Source organism: Puniceibacterium sp. IMCC21224 (assembly GCF_001038505.1).
GTDB lineage: Bacteria > Pseudomonadota > Alphaproteobacteria > Rhodobacterales > Rhodobacteraceae > Puniceibacterium.
The window spans coordinates 70,968-87,647 of sequence record NZ_LDPY01000005.1 but is presented as its reverse complement, the minus strand read 5'-3'; the positions used below and the strand labels follow the sequence as shown (position 1 = coordinate 87,647).

The following is a 16,680-nucleotide window of genomic DNA, read 5'->3' as shown; positions in this document are numbered from 1 at the left end:
GAATAGAAGTTCGGGATTGGTGCCTGAGGCATTCGGCATGAGAAAAGGGTGCATCGAATCCAAACAAAACAAATTCTCAATCAGGAGGCGACCATGAAAGCCCAAATTCTCAAGACACTCGCCGCTTTGGCCTTGATCACGACATCTGCAGCCGCACAGGAAACCCCAATGGAAAATCACACTGCCAGCTACATCGCCATGCCCGCCGCTGAAGGCCAGACCGAAGCATTCGCCGAATTTCTGGCCGGAGCCGCCCCGATTGTCGCGGACACCGAACCAGGCACCGTGCTTTGGTTTGCCTTGCAAGACGACGATACGCTCGCGATCTTTGATATCTTCGTGGATGAAGAAGCGCGCAATGCGCATTTCTCCGGCGCTGTGGCCGCGGCTTTGAACCAAAATGCCGACGCGCTGGTCGCCGGGGGCTGGGACGATGGTGTTGTCGCGAATATCAACAATTCCGATGTCCTGTCGGTGAGGGAACCGGTTGATCTCTACTCGGCGACGACAGCCACGTATATCACGCTCGAAGCAGCACCCGGCAAAGGGCCGGAACTGGCAGCCTTGCTGACCGCAGCTGGTCCCATCGTCGGAGAAACCGAACCTGGCACATTGTTCTGGGCGGCGCTGCAGATTGACGAAACATCCTTCGCAATCTTCGACATCTTCACCAACAATGCTGGCCGTGAAGCACACTTTGCCGGTCAAGTCGCCGGGCTGCTGAACGAACGGGCAGCGGAGTTGGTCGCTGGCGGGTGGGACGACGGTGTGGTCGCTAACGTCCACAACTTCGACATCCTCGCCATCAAGTAACGCGATGTGACAGGAACAAGAGGCGCCTGGTGCAACGCATCAGGCGCTTTGCCGAACGAATTTAGATTCACCGTGAAGCGGTCGTTCGAGTAACTGCAGCGAATTAGCGCTTTGTTCGCAAAGCCTACCAACACGATTTGTGGATACCCCCAATGTTTAAACCACGCCGAATGGCGTGAGCCGGCCGGCCGGAGACGTACTTATTCCGCCCTCATCAGGGCCGTGTCAAAATGCCCCTCGACCGGAAGGCAGTCGTCAGTGTCCGCTTCGGCAAAGAAGCTGTCCTTGCGGCACAAATGCGCAGAAAAGCTGCCTTTGATCGTCGAACCCTCTTCTTCGAGGGAGAGGGTGTAGATTGAGATATTCAGGTCCTCCCCGATCTCCTCGTTCATGTAGAATGGGGCATTCATCCCCTCTGGCCACCACGACACAGAGGCATCCATCATCGCGCCCGAGGCGTCTGTGCCCATAAGGGATATCTCGATCGTCAGGATGCCCTGCATGATGCTCTCAGCATCCGGGTCATGTGCCTGGATGCTCAGGGAGGACACCGGACCGAAGGTGCGCCATTCCGCGGTTGAGGTTCCTTCGGAAGGAACGTCGAGGGTTTCACCATCGTAGGCCGCCTCGCCGATGGTGGCGGTTACCGTGCCGACCGGGACCGTCTCGATCTGGGCTGTCGCCGTCTGGGAAACCATCATCAGACCGGTCACAAGGACCGAAAGAAGTTTGGTGTTCATAATCCTCTCCATAGGTCTCGCGCCACTTACGGGAATGTCCAGCCGTCATGTTCGACGCGAAAGATGCGCAACGGCGCGCCGGGCCGGATCGAGCGGGTCCGGCCCACCCATCCTTGCCAGGCGCACGCTATCGTATAGGGCGCGGACGATTTCAAGACGACACTCGAAACCTTCGCGATCGGAGCAATGTTCGACCAGGTTCTCGAGGCGGCGAATATGAGGCTCGACCCTATGACACGTGGTCGCTACCGGCTAACGCGTGGGCTCGAAGCATCTGGCGGTCGCGGCAAGCGTGGGCTCGAAATCGAGGTCTTCGACATCAACACCGGCAAGGCGCGCCCGACAGCAACGCTGTCAGGCGGCGAAACCTTTATCGCGGCATTGGCCCTCGCGCTTGGGCTAGCTGATGTGGTCGAGAGCCTTTCGGGCAAGATCCGGATGGACACTTTTTTATCGATGAAGGTTTCGGAAGCCTCGACACCGAGAATGGGGCGGGCACGCTGGATCAAGTGATCCAAGTTCTTGCTGCGCTGACAGAGGGCAGCCGGGCCGTCGGCCTGATCTCGCACGTCAGGCTGGTGCAGGAGGCTATTCCACAAGGCTTTTACGTGCGCTCGACCCCAAGCGGCAGCCGGGTCGAGGCAAGAAGGGGTATGGGATGACGGACCGCTGGTATTGCCGGAAGGCACACACCCGCCGTCTGTCGTCAGGGCGCACGGTATCCGTCCGCGGCGATTGGGCAGTTCGGGGTGATCGTGAAAGCAAGAGGGGCGCATCGTTCAGGCGGAGTTGTCCAATATGTGGGGCGCTGATCGTAAGCGTGGGCATGCCCAGAGGAGGGTGGGTCCATTTTGAGGGCGGCAAAGGCCTGACACGAATCAAGCAGCCTCGCCATGCGGTTCAACGGTATCCTGCGCGGCCGCGAAGCAGACCCGCTCCCGGCATGGATCGACGAGGCAATCGAAACTGACCTGGCGCCACTCGTGCGCTTTGCCCGCACATTGAATCGGGACTTCGATGCGGTCAAAAACGCCATCGAGATGCCATGGAGCAACGGCCAGGCGGAAGGTCAGATCAACCGCCTGAAGACCCTCAAGCGCGCCATGTACGGCCGAGCCGGTCCAGAATTGTTGCGGGCGAGAATGCTACCGTTCCGCCACACAGATTGAGGCAGAGCCGATTAAAGGGCAACGCGACACCCATCGCCCGAACCTCACGATGCAGCCTGCGCGCAGACAAGCCGGGGAACGCCTCAAGCCGTTCAGCCAGATAGGACCGGAACCCATCCGCCAGCCGTTCCCCCGGCTCCCTCGGCCCGTAAACCGGAGCCTCGAGGCCCCGCTCCAGATATTTCTTTACCGCCTTGCGGTCGAGCCCGGTCTGCCGCGCGATCGCGCTGACGCCGAGGCCCTGCCGCTTCAATTCCAGGATCATGACAATCTCCCTCAATCCAACCACCTGCGCGCCCTTCCATTGGCATCAGCAGGGGAAATTCTGCGCCACCGATGGTCAGGGGGTCATGCCCCCCTGACCATCGGCACCGGCGCCAAACTGGGGAAAATTCATCCAGCGTTTTGGGGAGATTACGTCCAGCACTCATAACTGACAGAAGAGTTTGGGCGCTATGAATATCGCAGTAACCGGTGTCTGTGCCCCACGCGTTGGATCGGCAGATCCCCGCCCCACAACCCCAAGAGCGCGGCCTCCAGCCCCGGTGCACCATCGACGACCACAAATTCGGGGCGTTTCAGCCCGCGGGCATCAAGATCATCGAGGAACTGGCGCCACGCGGCGGTGCTCTCCCCGCCCATATTTCTGATGGAAAGCAGAACCTTCGGGCCGTCGCGGCGCACGCCGATGGCAGCCAGAACCGAGATGTTCGTGGCCTTCTTATCGATGCGGGTCTTGATCACGGTGCCGTCGAGAATGAGCCGGACGATGTCCTCATCGGCGCGACTGCGGAAGCACCAAGCGTCCCAGTCAACCTTCACCTTGCGCCAGGCACGGCTGACCACGTCCTTGCTAACGGCGCTCTCGAAAAGCCCGAATAGCGCCCGCTTGACGCACCGGGTGTTGGTGCAGGCGAGGTAGACCGCGGCGATCAGGGCCTCAGCCTTCTTGGTCAAGCGCTGGTATCGGGGCAGCGCCTTCGACCGCCATTCCGTGACCTTGCCCGTTGGATACCGCCAAGTCATTATGAACACAGCCAAAACCAGAGAACGGCCACTGCAAATGCTGCAAGTGACAATGGCAAGAGGAATGAGCCGCGCCGCCGAGGCTTGATCGAAGCAGCGCCCGTCCTGGACTGCCCGAGAAGCTCCCTTCCGGCCGACGTCAGAGCATAATGACCCGCGCACGGCACGCGCAAGAGCCCAAGATCGACAAGGTGCTCAGCCAGAGCCACGACCTGTGGAGCGCCTCCGTCGAGATCGAGATCTCCGTTCTCTGCCGCCTCGGCGCACTCAAGCAAAGCGGTCCACGTGGCGGACGGCGCATTCCCATTCGGCGTGGCGTTCGAGCTGTCTCCGTGCATGACGTCAGTCACCGTTTCGCGTCTTTTCCCAGACACGCGTCCAGACCACACGTTCGGCTGGGCGGACCAGCCCGTCCCGCTCGAGGCGCCGCAGGAGGTGCAGGATTCCGCTGTTGCTCATGCCAAGGGCGTCACGAAGTTCTGCCTGCGTGCGTGGACGCTCAAGCGCGGAAAGAACGTAGCGGCGTCGCTCCTGTGGATCGAAGGACTCTCGGCGCCGCCGGCGCTCCAACGCGGCTCTCTGCATCACGCGGCGTCCTGATGGGCGTCGATATCGTCCTCAACGCTCTTGAGGGCGTCCTCGACGGAAGCGGCATAGTGGACGAGTGGCCGTTTCAGGCCGTGCATCACGAACACACGCTGGATGTCAAGGCTCGCGCCCGTCAGCCAAAGGGCCACGCCACGCTTGTGTGCCTTGTGTGCAAGGCCTTCGATCATGTTGGCCCCGGTCGAGTCGAGGAACGGCACAGCCGAGAAGTCGACGACCAGCGCCTTATGGCTGTCCTGAATGCGGTCGAGCACCGATCCGATCGAGGCCGTTGCACCGAAGAAGAGCGCGCCGGTGATACGGTAGACCACGACCTCAGGGTTGGCTGCGGCCTCCTCGTCATAGGCCTCGCGCGGGTGAGTGCTGTCCGCCTCGTCACGCCCGACGAAGGCGGTGTTTGCAGCAACCCCGGTTGTCTGGCTCATGCGGTGGATGAACAGGACCGAGCCGAGTGCGAAACCGATGACAATGGCCTCGGTCAGATCGCGGAAGATGGTCAGGAAGAAGGTCGCGCCAAGCACTGTCGCCTCGCCCCGGCCCGAGCGCACCAGGATTGCGATGGCGGGTTTCTCGATCATGTTCCAGGCAACGACGGCCAGAACACCCGCCAATGCCGCCAGCGGGATATAGGCGGCAAGGGGCGCGGCAACGAGCATGAAGAGCAGGATGAACACCGCATGCAGCATCCCTGCGACCGGCCCATGCGCGCCCGCCCGCACGTTGGTTGCCGTCCGCGCAATCGTGCCCGTGACGCAGAAGCCGCCGAAGAGGGAAGACCCGATATTCGCCGCCCCCTGCGCGACAAGCTCGCAGTTCGAGCGGTGGCGCCGCCCTGTCATGCCGTCGGCCACGACCGCCGACAAAAGCGACTCGATGGCGCCGAGCAGGGTGAAGGAGATCGCCGCCGGAAGCACCGCCAAGATCTTCTCCAGCGAGAGTTCCGGCAGGCGCGGGGCAGGAAGTGAGGATGGGATCCCACCGAACTTGGTGCCGATGGTCTGAACCGGCAGCCCCAGAAGCGCGACGACTGCCGCCGCGACCGCGACCGCGATCAGCATGCCCGGCCAATGGGGACGCCACCGGCGCAGGCCGAGGATGATACCGACCGTCGTGGCAGACAGCAGAACGGCCGCGGGCGTGATACTGTCCCGGGCCGCCCACAGTACGGGCAGTTTTTCAAGGAGCTCACCGGGCTCATGATCGAGCGTCAGGCCGAAGAGCTCCTTGATCTGGCTGGCGAAGATGATCACCGCAATCCCGGCTGTGAACCCGACGGTCACAGGGAAGGGGATGAACTTGATGAAGGTGCCAAGCCGCAGGAACCCGACTGCAGTCAGCATCAAGCCCGACAGGAAGGTCGCGAGGATCAGCCCGTCCATTCCGTGCAGTGCGACGGTACTGGCCACCAGCACGATGAAGGCACCAGCTGGGCCACCGATCTGGAAGCGCGAACCGCCCAGAAGCGAGACAAGGAAGCCGCCAACGATCGCGGTGTAGAGCCCCTGTGCCGGGGTCGCCCCCGAGGCAATAGCGATCGCCATCGAGAGGGGCAGTGCGACGATGGCAACGGTCAGACCGGCAATGGCATCCGCCCGCAACTGGGGCAGTCCATAGCCCTCACGCAGGACGGTGACGAGTTTCGGAGTGAAGAGTTCGACGAAGCTGGGTGCCGTTCTCTGTCTGGTGGTCTGGTCTTTCATCTTCGGCCGCACCTTTTAGGGTAGCGGCGGGATCGTCGGCTTTTTGTCGGCGGTCGCCGTCGCGTGTTGAGTTTTTCAATGTCTGGGTGGAGGCACCTTGAGGCGCACACCGCGTCCGCCCGCCGTGCTGACGGAGCCTTCTCCAATGAGTTCTGCCCCGGCAAGCTCAAGCGCTGCGATGACCTTGGTCAGGCTGTCGACCACGCCGCGCACATTGCCGGTGCTTGCCTCCATGCGCTGGATCGTCGGCACAGAAAGCCCTGCCAGCTCGGCCAGGGTCTTCTGGTCGATACCGAGTAAAGCACGTGCAGCGCGCATCTGGGGGCCAGTGATCATGAGGTATCCTGTGAATGGGATAATGCCGATCTAAACTATTATATTTGATATTTCAAGTATCAATGTAGGTGCCTTGGATATGTATCAGTGCATTGCCCTCACCGATGTGGCAACCCACATCGGGGATTTCGTCTCACAAGGATTTCAGTAACGCCATCAGGTCTTTGTCCACCTTCCACGAGCGCCCTGATCTCTGTTGGCCGACTTCGCAGAGTGCAACGGCGTTGGCCTTCATCGTCAGGTCGATCTCGGCATAAATGTTGGTCGTGCTGATCGACACATACCCAAGCCATGCGCGGATGGTGTTGATGTCCACCCTGGCAAGGACAAGATGGCAGACGGTCGTATGTCGGATCACATGTGGCGTGATCGTGCGGCCGGCGAGCGCAGGAACATGCGCAGCGCAGCGCTCGATCAGGCGATAGACGCCGAACCGCGTGAACCCTGCCCCAAGCCTGCTGACAAAGACAGGTGTATCCCCTTCGCGATCCCGGATTTCGTGCGCAAGAGCCCGCTCGGTTTCTGGCCATAACGGGCACTGGCGGATCTTGCCGCCCTTTCCATGAAGGGTCGCAAGATCATGGCCACCCCTTCGGGCGGCAAGCGACAGATCCTGCACCTTCAGCTCTGCTGCCTCGGACAGGCGCCCGACAGTCTTTCCCTCCAAAACGAGGGCATGAAGACGTCACGCAATTTCTTGTCGATGATCAAACTGGCGTCGGTCAGGCTGTGGATCGAATTTTATGAGCCCGCTGCCTAAAACTGTATTGCTAGCCTTATGCGGTTTCGACGGGATTTCTCCCGACGGCGCGCAGCAGCACCGCAGCTACCAAATCACCGGTGACATTGACTGCTGTACGGCACATGTCGAGCAGTCGGTCGACGCCGAGAATGATCACCATACCCTCGACCGGGATGCCAATGTTCGTCGCTACGTTGACCAGGATCGCGATGCTGACGCCCGGCGTGCCGGGCGCGCCGATGCTGGACGCCACCAGCGTCCCGACGACGACGGAAATCTGGACGGCGGTCAGGTCCACCCCGGCAAGCTGTGCGAGGAACAGGATGGCGACGGCCTGATAGAGCGCGGTGCCGGCCATGTTCATCGTCGCCCCGAGCGGCACGACCAGGTTGGCGATGTTTTCCGGCACGCCAAGCTTGCGCGCCGTCTGGATTGTCACCGGCATCACCGCTGAGGAACTGGAGGTCGAGAAGGCCAACAACAGGTTGCTGCCCGCCGCCTTCACTAAGCGCACCGGCGTGACCTGCGCAAAGAGCAGCGCGATCAGGAAATAGAGGCTCAGCAGGGCGGCCAGCCCCAGCAGAACGCTGCCAACATATCCAGAAATGCCGAGCATCGTCTCGAACCCCATGCGCATCACCAGCTGTGCCATCAGCCCGAAGACCGCGAAAGGCGCCAGAAACATCGCCCATTTGACGATGTTCATCGAGATCGATAGCACCGCATCCATCAAGGCCAGGAACGGCGCGGCGCGCTTGTCCTGAACCTGGGTTACCGAAATGCCGACCAGCAGCGCAAGCACGACGACGGCCAGCATGTCCCCCTGCACGATCGACGCGGTGGGGTTGGTCGGCAGGATATTGACGATCATGTCCGGCAGGGCGGCTGGCGCCTCCTGATCCGGCACGTCCGGTATCGCGCCGTTCAGATCCACTAGGGCCGGATCGGCAGGCCCCGCCGAAAAACCGGCAAGCCCCTCGCCGGGCTTGAGCCACTGAGCCAGCATCACGCCGATGGTCGCCGCGACAGTCGTCGTCGAAAGGATGAAGGCCGCCAGCCGCAACCCGACCGAGCGCAACTCCTCGCCCGATCCGGCACCCGAGAGTCCCCCCACGATAGACGAGAAGATCAGCGGGATCAGCACCATGGCGATCAACGCCAGAAATATCTTGCCGGGCAGCGCCAGCCAGATCCCGATCACTTCCGCGGTGTCCGGCTGTACCAGTCCCGTTGCCTCGCTCAGGAGCAGACCGAGCCCAAACCCCAGGATCATCCCGGCCATCACCTGTGCCCAAAGCCTGGAGGTGATCCAGCCCCGCAACTTGAAGCGCTGCTTGGCGATCTGCATCGGGGGTGTTGTCACGTTAACCTGTCGGCAATCGGCGAAGGCATCGCGTTAGTGGGATCAGGCGATGTTCGCAGCCGTTTTCCAGACATCAAGTGCCTGCAACCGATGGAAGCGGATGGTTAAGGCTGTGCGGCGGCAGGATGGGACAAAGAAGCAGTTTCGGGTTGCTGAGTGAACAGACACGAAGCGCTGCAAGCCGCCGGGTGATCGGTGTCCTTGCATCACCCGTTCCCGCTTTCGAAACGGCAGGTGGCTGTTCTCTGCGCGATTATTCAGGCCCTTGTGCGACCAATGATCCAAACCGGGCGCTACGTCGCGCTTGGCAGCGCCATAGGATCGCAGCTTGTCCGTTATAATCCGTTTTGGCACGAAGCCATGACGCTTGAGAAGTCTGAGCATCAGACGTTTCGCAGCCGGCTTATTCCGACTGGACTGGAGGATTTCATCCAGCACAACCCCATGTTGATCGACCGCGCGCCAGAGCCAGAATGGCCTGTCGGCAATCTTCACGACGACTTCGTCCAGATGCCAAACATCACCCGGACGGGCTTGCCTCCGTCGCAGATTCTGGGCGATCTGAGGCCCGAATTTGACCGTCCAGCGCCTGATGGTTTCGTAGGACACATCAATTCCGCGCTCGAGCAACATCTCCTCAACCTCACGCAGGCTTAGGTTGAAGCGCATGTAGAGCCAGACCGCGTGAGCGATAATCTGGGATGGAAAGCGATGGCGCTTGTAGCTGATAGCCGATGTCTGCATTGCAGTCAGATAAGAAGAAATCGCGACGCGAACAACAATAGGGCAGTTAACGTGACATCACCCTATGAACGCGTCCTTCTGAAGACCAAGGTCACCAAGGTCGAGGCCACTGATGCAGGCCTTGTGGCCACATTCGACGGACCGAACGGCATCTTTGAAGCTGAATTTGACAAAGTTCTTGTCGCCGTTGGCCGCAAGCCCAACGGAGCGCTGGTGGCTGCCGACGCGGCAGGCGTAACCGTGGATGAGCGCGGGTTTATCCCGGTGGACACGCAGATGCGCACCAATCAGCCGCATATCTTTGCCATCGGCGATGTGGTTGGCCAGCCGATGCTTGCGCATAAGGCCGTGCATGAAGCCAAGGTTGCGGCCGAAGTGGCCTGCGGCGAAAAATCTGTGTTCGATGCGCGGGTTATCCCGTCCGTGGCCTATACCGATCCGGAAATTGCCTGGGTCGGCATGACCGAGGCCGAAGCGAAGTCAAAGGGTGTGAAGGTCCGGAAAGGCGCATTCCCTTGGGCGGCCTCGGGACGGTCTTTGTCGCTGGGCCGCGATGAGGGGGTCACCAAGCTGTTGTTCGACCCCGATACCAAACGAATCATCGGCGCCGGGATCACCGGGCCAAATGCCGGAGACCTTCTGGCCGAGGCTGTGCTTGCGATCGAAATGGGTGCCGATGCCGAAGATCTGGCGCTGACGATCCATCCGCATCCGACCCTTTCGGAAACCCTGGGGCTGGCCGCAGAGGTGTCTGAGGGGACCATTACCGATCTGTAAGGCCCGCAAGACCGGGTGGCAGCCGAGCAGCGTCATTCCGGCATTTCGTGGATGTTCATACGATCCATTCCGACGTGGCTGGAGCTGCCAGTCACCATCACTTTTTGGGAAAGATCGACCACCGTTCTGCTGAAATCTCCCGTCTGAGGAGAGCCCCGCGCCGTCATGGTTCGGGCCGCGTGCCCGGGCGAAAACAGGGCCGGTTCAAGTGCCTTGACAAGAGTTTCAACGGACTTTAGTGACTATGCATACTAATTCGAACCAGGGGGCTTCAGGTACTCCGATACCTGAAGGAAATATGCAGTGAATTGGTGCCGTGAGGGTTCTGCCCAAGCTTGGGCATCACTCATGGCTGAGAGGAAAGGGAGGTGGATATGACTGTATCTGTAGCATTCATCGAATACGACGGGACACGTCGGGAGATTGATGGCCAGGAAGGCTCTTCGGCAATGGAGGTCGCCTCGAACAACGGCGTGCCCGGAATCGATGCCGAGTGCGGCGGGGCATGCGCCTGTGCAACCTGTCACGTTTATGTGGGCGAAGAGTGGATCAACGAGCTTGATCCGCCGTCGGATAACGAGCTTTCGATGCTCGAATTCGCCGCCAACAGGCAGGAGAACAGTCGTCTGTCATGTCAGATAAAGCTGAGCCCCAAAATCTCGGGGATTGAGTTGACGACACCGGAATTTCAGTTCTGAGGCGGCTTGCGCTTTTAAGCTAAGAAGGAGGCTCCAATGTCGCTGACAGAGGCACCCGAAGAAACGGCGGAACGCAAAGCGTTCTACGAGAAGATCGACAGCAATTCCTACACCCCGCTCTGGGCTGTGTTGAATAGCATCATTACACCCGAGCCGAAGAGCGACTGCGTTCCCCATGTCTGGCGGTTCCAGGTTGCAAAGGACTATCTGCTGGAAGCGGGCGGGCTGATCACGGCGAAAGAAGCTGAGAGGCGCGTGCTTGTCCTGGAAAACCCCGGCCTGCGTGGTCAATCACGGATCACCACGTCACTCTACGCCGGCCTTCAGATCGTCATGCCCGGAGAAGTCGCCCCGGCCCACCGGCACAGCCAGTCGGCACTTCGCCTGGTGCTTGACGGTGAGGGGGCGCACACCGCCGTGAACGGCGAGCGCACCATGATGTCTTTCGGTGACTTCGTCATCACGCCGCCTTGGGGCTGGCATGACCATGGCAACAGTTCCGATGAGCCGATGATCTGGCTTGATGGTCTCGATATAGCGGTGGTGTCACTGTTCGACGCGTCGTTCGCCGAAGAGCATGGCGAAGACGAGCAGCCCATCACGCGCCCACTCGGCGACAGCACCGCGCGTTTCGCCGCGAACATGCTGCCTTATGACTATGAGCGTAAGGGCTTGGCATCCCCGATCTTCAACTACCCCTATGATCGCTCGCGCGAGGCCCTAGAAAAGCTGAAGTCGGCCGAAGATGCCGACCGCTGCCACGGATTTCGCATGCGCTATGTGAACCCGCTGGACGGCGGATGGGCCATGCCGACAATCGCCCCCGGTCTCCAGCTTCTGCCGAAGGGGTTCGAAACCGCGCCCTACCGCTCGACGGACGCAACCGTGTTTGTCGTGATGGAAGGTCAGGGCAAGTCGCAGATCGGCGACGAAGTGCTGGAATGGGGTCCCAAGGACGTCTTTGTCGCGCCGAGCTGGAAATGGATCAAACACATGCCCGACGGAGAAGCGGTGTTCTTCACCTACTCCGATCGTGTGGCACAAGAAAAGCTTGGTCTGTGGAGAGAGGATCGCGGAAATCAGAAATGATCGCTTCATCGAGATGCGGGACGCATCCACATGTATACTAGATCGTAGGTCACATATCCGTCTTGTTGGAGGGGCGGATCACAAAGTTATCACCAAGGGAGGAAAGACATGACAAACGCGCCCCATACGGCTTCGAGCAAGACGTATACCGACGAGGACATCAAAAACCTCGTCGACACCAAAACCGGAAAATACAGCCCCGAGATCTACACCAGCGAAGAGCTGTATCAGCTTGAGCTTGAGAAGATTTTTGCTCGTACCTGGATTTGCGTCGGACACGAGTCGCAGCTTCCGAATTACGGCGATTTTCAATCGGCATACATTGGTGAAGACCCTGTCGTTGTCGTGAGGCAAAAAGACAATTCGATCCGCGTTTTCCTCAACCAGTGCCGGCATCGTGGCATGCGCATCTGCCGTGTCGACGCCGGTAACGCGCGTGCGTTCACTTGCCCTTATCACGGGTGGGCGTATGACTCGGCGGGAAATCTCGTCAGTGTGCCGATGGAGACAGCGGCCTTCAACGACGCCCTGAAAAAGGATGAATGGGGTCCGAAACAGGCACGGGTCGAGACCTACAAGGGCCTTATCTTTGCCAACTGGGATGAGAGCGCACCCGATCTCGATACCTATCTCGGCGACGCCAAGTTCTACATGGACACCATGCTGGATCGTGTTGAAGGCGGAACGGAGGTGATCGAGGGTATCCAGAAGTGGGTCATCCCTGCCAACTGGAAATTCGCGGCAGAGCAGTTCGGCAGCGATGCCTATCACGCCGGCACCACGGCGCACATTTCGGGCATCATGGCAGGGGCGCCGGCCGGCACCGACTTGACCAAGATGCAGCCGCCGACTGACGGCTTGAATGTGTATATCGGCAATGGCCATGCGTGCGGGCTTTTCCTGCGCAACCCGATGTTCTATCAGGTCATCGTCGGACCCGCCGTCACCGAGTATCTCACACAGACGAGCTACCCGGAAGCCGTGGAGCGTGTTGGCAAAGAGCGAGCCGACATCAATCTGTGTCACATGAATGTCTTCCCGAACCTGTCGTTCCTGACCGGGATCAACACGGTGCGCATGTGGCAGCCGAGGGGCCCCCACGAGATGGAGATCTGGTCCTTTACGATTGTTGACAAAAAGGCGCCCGACGCCATCAAGCAGGAATGGGCCCGTCACAACGTTCGGACCTTCTCGGCCGGCGGTGTGTTCGAACAGGATGACGGCGAGAACTGGAATGACATCCAGCACGTCCTGCGCGGTCATGTCGCCAAACAGCAAAAGTTCAACATCCAGATGTCGGATCATACGGTACGCGATGCGGAACCCGGCTACCCCGGAAAGAGCTTCGCCAACACATATGGCGAGGAAGCCGCGCGGAATATCTACGCTCATTGGGCGCGGATGTTGACGACCTCGGATTGGTCGGCTCTCGATTCTGTGGCCACTTTGAAAGCAGCTGAGTGACATTAAAAGCGAACGGCAGGCCCAAAGATGGGCCTGTCGGCAAGCTATAGGGAGGAAACCATGCTTGATATCGTTACCAAGAGCAACTTCTCGGTGAAGCCCGCGCCGGTGCCGGTCGAACTTCAACAAGAAATCGAACAGTTTTACTTCTGGGAAGCAAAGCTGATGGGAGACCGGCGTTGGGAAACCTGGTTCACCCTGATGTCGAAGGAGATCGAATATTGGGCGCCGCTTCGCACGACCAGAATCATGCGTGAAGCGGAAAAGGAATACACCGACGAACACGGTTACGCCCATTTCTTCGACGACTGGAACATGCTTGAGGGACGTATCCGCAAAATCATGTCGGATGTGGGTTGGTCTGAGAACCCCGCGTCCCGGTTGCGGCATATCGTCAGCAACGTCCTGATCTGGAAAGGTGCGGAAGAAGGCGAATACGACGTGAGCACGTCGGTAATCACCTACCGCAACCGTCAGGAGCGCCAGGCTGATATTTTCTCGGCAGAGCGTCAGGACAAGATCCGCCGGGTGGACGACGAGCGCGGGTTCGAAGTTGTGAAGCGCAAGATTCTGCTGGATCAAAGCACCGTGCTGTCGAATAACATCAGCTTCTTTTTCTGAGCTGAAAGGTAAATAAATGGCATGGCACAAAACGTTCCCTCTGGCAGAAGTGCCAGAGGGAGAAATGGTCCAATACACCGGCTGCTCGGAGCCGATCTTGGTATGTCAGGTGTCCGGGACGGTGTACGCCGTTCAAGACACCTGTACGCACGACACCTGGTCTTTATGCGACGGCTATCTCGACGGTCATATCGTCGAGTGCTCTTTGCACATGGCGAAATTCGACGTTCGCAACGGTGAGGTCACGGCACTCCCCGCTTGCGAGGCGCTGAAGGTTTTTCCCGTCAAAGTAGAAGATGGCCACGTCTATGTAGAATATCAAGAAGAAGAAATGATGGGGAGGGGATAAACCATGCGTATGAAGGATCAGGTCGCACTTGTGACCGGCGGGGGTTCGGGACTTGGCAAGGCGATCGTCGAACGGTTCGTGAAAGAGGGAGCGCGTGTCGCGATACTTGATCGCTCGCCCGAGCGTATCGAAGAGGTGGTTTCGGCCCATCAAGGAGCCGTGGTCGGCGTCGCAGGCGATGTTCGCAGCATGGACGACAACAAGAATGCTGTTGCCGAATGTGTGAAAGCGTTTGGAAAACTCGATACGCTTATCGGCAACGCTGGCGTCTGGGATTATAACGCGACGCTTGCAAGCGCCGACGACGACCGGATTTCGGACGCGATCAATGAGCTGATCGGAATTAACCTCAATGGTTATATTCTCGCCGCCAAAGCTGCATTGCCCGAACTCTACAAGAGCAAAGGCAACGCGATTTTCACCGTTTCGAACGCCGGATTATATCCTGGCGGGGGCGGGGTTATCTACACCGCTGCCAAGCACGGCGTCATCGGCATGATCAAGCAAATGGCACATGAATGGGCCCCACATATTCGGGTAAACGGTGTCGCACCCGGCGGCATTGGCGGATCGAATCTGGCAGGACTTGCCAGCCTGTCCCAGGAGAACAACAGCTTTTCCGACTTGCCTCTCGATGATTTGATGAAACAGATCCTGCCCCTGGAAAAAGCGTTTTATGCAGATGAATACGCCGGCGCCTATGTCTTCTTTGCGGACCGCAACGACAATGGCCCAGCCACAGGCGCGGTCCTGAACTTCGACGGCGGGATTGGGATGCGGGGCTTCATGTCGCCCAATATGGGCGCGGAACTGGTGGAAAAATTTGGAGCAATCTGAGCTCCGGGGCGCTGCCCGCTGATAAATGCCGGACACCTGGGACGGGGATTAGGTGTTCGCGCAAAAACAAAACAAAAGGGAGGTTACTATGAAAGATGTGTTGCTGCAGATCGACGGCAAAGAAACACCGGCTAGCGGAGACCGCACGTTTGAGCGGGCGTCTCCCGCAGACGGGGTAATGGTAACACGGTACGCTGCCGCGACGCTTGAGGATGTGGACGCCGCAATCGCCTCGGCGGATCGTACGTTCCAAACGTGGTCAAAATCCGGGCCCAGCGAGCGCCGCGGGCTCCTGTTGCGGGCGGCCGACGAGATTGAGAAACGCGGCGACGACTTTGTGGCAGCAATGAAGGACGAAGTCGGTTCCGGCGAACTCTGGGCACGTTTCAATGTCATGTCCGCCGCCAACGTCTTCCGCGAAGCCGCTTCGATGGCAACACAGCTTCAGGGGGAGACCATTCCGTCCGACAAACCCGGCACGATGTCCATGACCGTCCGGCAGCCGGTTGGCGTGATCCTGTCGATTGTGCCTTGGAACGGACCGATCGTTCTGGCGGCCCGCGCGATCGCATATCCGCTCGTCTGCGGCAACACAGTGGTTTTCCGCGCCTCGGAGACATCGCCGCGGGTCCATTCGCTGATTGCCGAAGCGGTGCATGCCGCCGGTTTCCCGGCAGGCTCGGTCAACATGATCGTCAACCGGCCCGAGGAAGCGCCTGAACTGGTCGAGGCGATGATCGCCGACCCGCGCGTGCGTCGGGTGAATTTCACCGGATCGACACGCGTCGGAAGGATCATCGCCGCCAGTTGCGGCAAGCATCTCAAGCGCAGCATTCTGGAACTCGGCGACAAGTCTCCACTGATCGTTCTGGCCGATGCCGATGTCGACGCAGCGGTAACCGCAGCGGTTTTCGGTGGCTTCCTGTATCAGGGACAGATCTGCATGAGCACCGAACGCGCCATCGTGCACGAGGCGATCGCGGATGATTTTGTCGCCAAGCTTGCCGCCCGCGCGTCGCAACTTGAGACTGGCGACCAGCGCGCGCAATCTTCCTGCGCACTCGGCCCCGTGATTAGTCAGGGCGCCTCGGATCGCATCAACGCCCTGCTTGACGATGCCATCGCAAAGGGTGCCAAGATCAAAGCCGGTGACCGGGCTGCGACCACACTCATTCCCGCGACAATCCTGGACCATGTCACACCGGACATGGAGATCTACAGCGAGGAATCCTTTGGCCCGGTCCTTCAGGTCATTCGCGTGAAAGACAATGATGAAGCCGTGAAGGTGGCCAACGATCCCAACTACGGTCTTTCGGCGGCGGTCCACGGGACCGATATCACCGCAACCCTCGACGTTGCTATGCGGATCCAAACCGGTTCGGTGCACGTCAACGGCGCGACCGTCGCAAACGAACCGCAGGCACCTTACGGCGGAACGCGCAATAGCGGCTGGGGCCGTTTCGATGGCCGCGCGATGATCGAAGAATTCACGGAACTGAAGTGGCTGACAATTGAATCGCCCAAACAACAGTATCCGTTCAGCTGACACTGATCTGGAGCGCCTTTTCGGGCGCTCCACGCCTCCTTAGATTGCCGGGGTAACGGC

General features: G+C 59.7%; 17 protein-coding genes and 3 pseudogenes. 11 read left to right on the top strand and 9 right to left on the bottom strand.

The features are described from left to right. Nucleotides 1-93 precede the first annotated feature (93 nt). Nucleotides 94-813, top strand: coding sequence for a putative quinol monooxygenase (locus tag IMCC21224_RS24580; RefSeq protein ID WP_047998196.1), 720 nt, complete (start codon nucleotides 94-96; stop codon nucleotides 811-813). Between the two features lie 200 nt (nucleotides 814-1,013). On the opposite strand, the gene IMCC21224_RS24575 is transcribed toward IMCC21224_RS24580, so the two are convergent. Next, nucleotides 1,014-1,553, bottom strand: a complete 540-nt coding sequence (locus tag IMCC21224_RS24575) for a hypothetical protein (RefSeq protein ID WP_047998195.1) — start codon at nucleotides 1,551-1,553, stop codon at nucleotides 1,014-1,016. 216 nt (nucleotides 1,554-1,769) lie between these two features. Here IMCC21224_RS24575 and IMCC21224_RS24570 point away from each other — a divergent pair, with 216 nt between their 5' ends. Then, on the top strand, nucleotides 1,770-2,066 hold the full coding sequence (locus tag IMCC21224_RS24570; RefSeq protein WP_156178427.1) for a hypothetical protein: 297 nt from the start codon (nucleotides 1,770-1,772) through the stop codon (nucleotides 2,064-2,066). A gap of 362 nt (nucleotides 2,067-2,428) precedes the next feature. Continuing rightward, nucleotides 2,429-2,722: pseudogene (locus tag IMCC21224_RS29075) on the top strand (transposase); the annotation flags it as partial. Here IMCC21224_RS29075 and IMCC21224_RS28355 read toward each other — a convergent pair. The 8 genes and pseudogenes from IMCC21224_RS28355 to IMCC21224_RS24520 form a co-directional block, all read right to left on the bottom strand. Continuing rightward, on the bottom strand, nucleotides 2,646-2,987 hold the full coding sequence (locus tag IMCC21224_RS28355) for a hypothetical protein (protein WP_197089333.1): 342 nt from the start codon (nucleotides 2,985-2,987) through the stop codon (nucleotides 2,646-2,648). The pseudogene IMCC21224_RS29075 and the gene IMCC21224_RS28355 sit on opposite strands and share 77 nt — an antisense overlap. Nucleotides 2,988-3,187: 200 nt before the next feature. Further along, a pseudogene (locus IMCC21224_RS24555) lies at nucleotides 3,188-3,727 on the bottom strand (transposase); the annotation flags it as partial. Nucleotides 3,728-4,090: 363 nt separating this feature from the next. Further along, a complete protein-coding gene (locus IMCC21224_RS29070; protein WP_047998190.1) occupies nucleotides 4,091-4,333 on the bottom strand; it encodes a winged helix-turn-helix transcriptional regulator in 243 nt (80 codons plus the stop codon). Beyond that, nucleotides 4,333-6,054, bottom strand: coding sequence for a SulP family inorganic anion transporter (locus IMCC21224_RS24540; protein WP_047998189.1), 1,722 nt, complete (start codon nucleotides 6,052-6,054; stop codon nucleotides 4,333-4,335). The genes IMCC21224_RS29070 and IMCC21224_RS24540 overlap by 1 nt, the downstream gene beginning before the upstream one ends. 75 nt (nucleotides 6,055-6,129) lie before the next feature. Further along, the gene (locus IMCC21224_RS24535; protein WP_047998188.1) at nucleotides 6,130-6,390 is read right to left on the bottom strand and encodes a helix-turn-helix domain-containing protein; all 261 of its coding nucleotides are present in this window, start codon (nucleotides 6,388-6,390) and stop codon (nucleotides 6,130-6,132) included. Nucleotides 6,391-6,523: 133 nt separating this feature from the next. Further along, nucleotides 6,524-7,057, bottom strand: a complete 534-nt coding sequence (locus IMCC21224_RS24530) for a tyrosine-type recombinase/integrase (RefSeq protein WP_047998187.1) — start codon at nucleotides 7,055-7,057, stop codon at nucleotides 6,524-6,526. A gap of 109 nt (nucleotides 7,058-7,166) precedes the next feature. Beyond that, nucleotides 7,167-8,480 (bottom strand): dicarboxylate/amino acid:cation symporter, encoded by a 1,314-nt coding sequence (locus IMCC21224_RS24525; protein WP_047998186.1) that lies wholly within the window; start codon nucleotides 8,478-8,480, stop codon nucleotides 7,167-7,169. Nucleotides 8,481-8,537: 57 nt separating this feature from the next. Continuing rightward, nucleotides 8,538-9,239: an IS6 family transposase gene (locus IMCC21224_RS24520; RefSeq protein WP_047998185.1), complete on the bottom strand. Its 702-nt coding sequence runs from the start codon at nucleotides 9,237-9,239 to the stop codon at nucleotides 8,538-8,540. 63 nt (nucleotides 9,240-9,302) lie between these two features. On the opposite strand from IMCC21224_RS24520, the pseudogene IMCC21224_RS24515 reads away from it, so the two are divergent. The 8 genes and pseudogenes from IMCC21224_RS24515 to IMCC21224_RS24480 all read left to right on the top strand — a co-directional run. Further along, nucleotides 9,303-10,016, top strand: a pseudogene (locus IMCC21224_RS24515) (NAD(P)/FAD-dependent oxidoreductase); the annotation flags it as partial. 374 nt (nucleotides 10,017-10,390) lie between these two features. Further along, a complete protein-coding gene (locus IMCC21224_RS24510; protein WP_009505790.1) occupies nucleotides 10,391-10,714 on the top strand; it encodes a 2Fe-2S iron-sulfur cluster-binding protein in 324 nt (107 codons plus the stop codon). 36 nt (nucleotides 10,715-10,750) lie between these two features. After that, on the top strand, nucleotides 10,751-11,803 hold the full coding sequence (gene gtdA, locus IMCC21224_RS24505) for a gentisate 1,2-dioxygenase (RefSeq protein WP_009505789.1): 1,053 nt from the start codon (nucleotides 10,751-10,753) through the stop codon (nucleotides 11,801-11,803). Between the two features lie 108 nt (nucleotides 11,804-11,911). Next, a complete protein-coding gene (locus tag IMCC21224_RS24500) occupies nucleotides 11,912-13,267 on the top strand; it encodes an aromatic ring-hydroxylating dioxygenase subunit alpha (protein ID WP_047998183.1) in 1,356 nt (451 codons plus the stop codon). A gap of 60 nt (nucleotides 13,268-13,327) precedes the next feature. Beyond that, a complete protein-coding gene (locus IMCC21224_RS24495) occupies nucleotides 13,328-13,888 on the top strand; it encodes an aromatic-ring-hydroxylating dioxygenase subunit beta (RefSeq protein ID WP_034453106.1) in 561 nt (186 codons plus the stop codon). A gap of 16 nt (nucleotides 13,889-13,904) precedes the next feature. Beyond that, nucleotides 13,905-14,237 carry a non-heme iron oxygenase ferredoxin subunit gene (locus IMCC21224_RS24490; protein WP_009505786.1) on the top strand — a complete coding sequence of 111 codons (333 nt, stop codon included), beginning with the start codon at nucleotides 13,905-13,907 and terminating at the stop codon, nucleotides 14,235-14,237. Between the two features lie 9 nt (nucleotides 14,238-14,246). Next, the gene (hcaB, locus tag IMCC21224_RS24485; RefSeq protein ID WP_197089325.1) at nucleotides 14,247-15,074 is read left to right on the top strand and encodes a 3-(cis-5,6-dihydroxycyclohexa-1,3-dien-1-yl)propanoate dehydrogenase; all 828 of its coding nucleotides are present in this window, start codon (nucleotides 14,247-14,249) and stop codon (nucleotides 15,072-15,074) included. A gap of 88 nt (nucleotides 15,075-15,162) precedes the next feature. After that, on the top strand, nucleotides 15,163-16,620 hold the full coding sequence (locus IMCC21224_RS24480) for an aldehyde dehydrogenase (RefSeq protein WP_009505784.1): 1,458 nt from the start codon (nucleotides 15,163-15,165) through the stop codon (nucleotides 16,618-16,620). Nucleotides 16,621-16,680: the final 60 nt, after the last annotated feature.

Coding starts and splice junctions, on each gene's coding strand:
- IMCC21224_RS24580 (WP_047998196.1), top strand. CDS start 94: ATGAAAGCCCAAATTCTCAAGACACTCGCCGCTTTGGCCTTGATCACG.
- IMCC21224_RS24575 (WP_047998195.1), bottom strand. CDS start 1,553: ATGAACACCAAACTTCTTTCGGTCCTTGTGACCGGTCTGATGATGGTT.
- IMCC21224_RS24570 (WP_156178427.1), top strand. CDS start 1,770: ATGAGGCTCGACCCTATGACACGTGGTCGCTACCGGCTAACGCGTGGG.
- IMCC21224_RS28355 (WP_197089333.1), bottom strand. CDS start 2,987: ATGATCCTGGAATTGAAGCGGCAGGGCCTCGGCGTCAGCGCGATCGCG.
- IMCC21224_RS29070 (WP_047998190.1), bottom strand. CDS start 4,333: ATGCAGAGAGCCGCGTTGGAGCGCCGGCGGCGCCGAGAGTCCTTCGAT.
- IMCC21224_RS24540 (WP_047998189.1), bottom strand. CDS start 6,054: ATGAAAGACCAGACCACCAGACAGAGAACGGCACCCAGCTTCGTCGAA.
- IMCC21224_RS24535 (WP_047998188.1), bottom strand. CDS start 6,390: ATGATCACTGGCCCCCAGATGCGCGCTGCACGTGCTTTACTCGGTATC.
- IMCC21224_RS24525 (WP_047998186.1), bottom strand. CDS start 8,480: ATGCAGATCGCCAAGCAGCGCTTCAAGTTGCGGGGCTGGATCACCTCC.
- IMCC21224_RS24520 (WP_047998185.1), bottom strand. CDS start 9,239: ATGCAGACATCGGCTATCAGCTACAAGCGCCATCGCTTTCCATCCCAG.
- IMCC21224_RS24510 (WP_009505790.1), top strand. CDS start 10,391: ATGACTGTATCTGTAGCATTCATCGAATACGACGGGACACGTCGGGAG.
- gtdA (WP_009505789.1), top strand. CDS start 10,751: ATGTCGCTGACAGAGGCACCCGAAGAAACGGCGGAACGCAAAGCGTTC.
- IMCC21224_RS24500 (WP_047998183.1), top strand. CDS start 11,912: ATGACAAACGCGCCCCATACGGCTTCGAGCAAGACGTATACCGACGAG.
- IMCC21224_RS24495 (WP_034453106.1), top strand. CDS start 13,328: ATGCTTGATATCGTTACCAAGAGCAACTTCTCGGTGAAGCCCGCGCCG.
- IMCC21224_RS24490 (WP_009505786.1), top strand. CDS start 13,905: ATGGCATGGCACAAAACGTTCCCTCTGGCAGAAGTGCCAGAGGGAGAA.
- hcaB (WP_197089325.1), top strand. CDS start 14,247: ATGAAGGATCAGGTCGCACTTGTGACCGGCGGGGGTTCGGGACTTGGC.
- IMCC21224_RS24480 (WP_009505784.1), top strand. CDS start 15,163: ATGAAAGATGTGTTGCTGCAGATCGACGGCAAAGAAACACCGGCTAGC.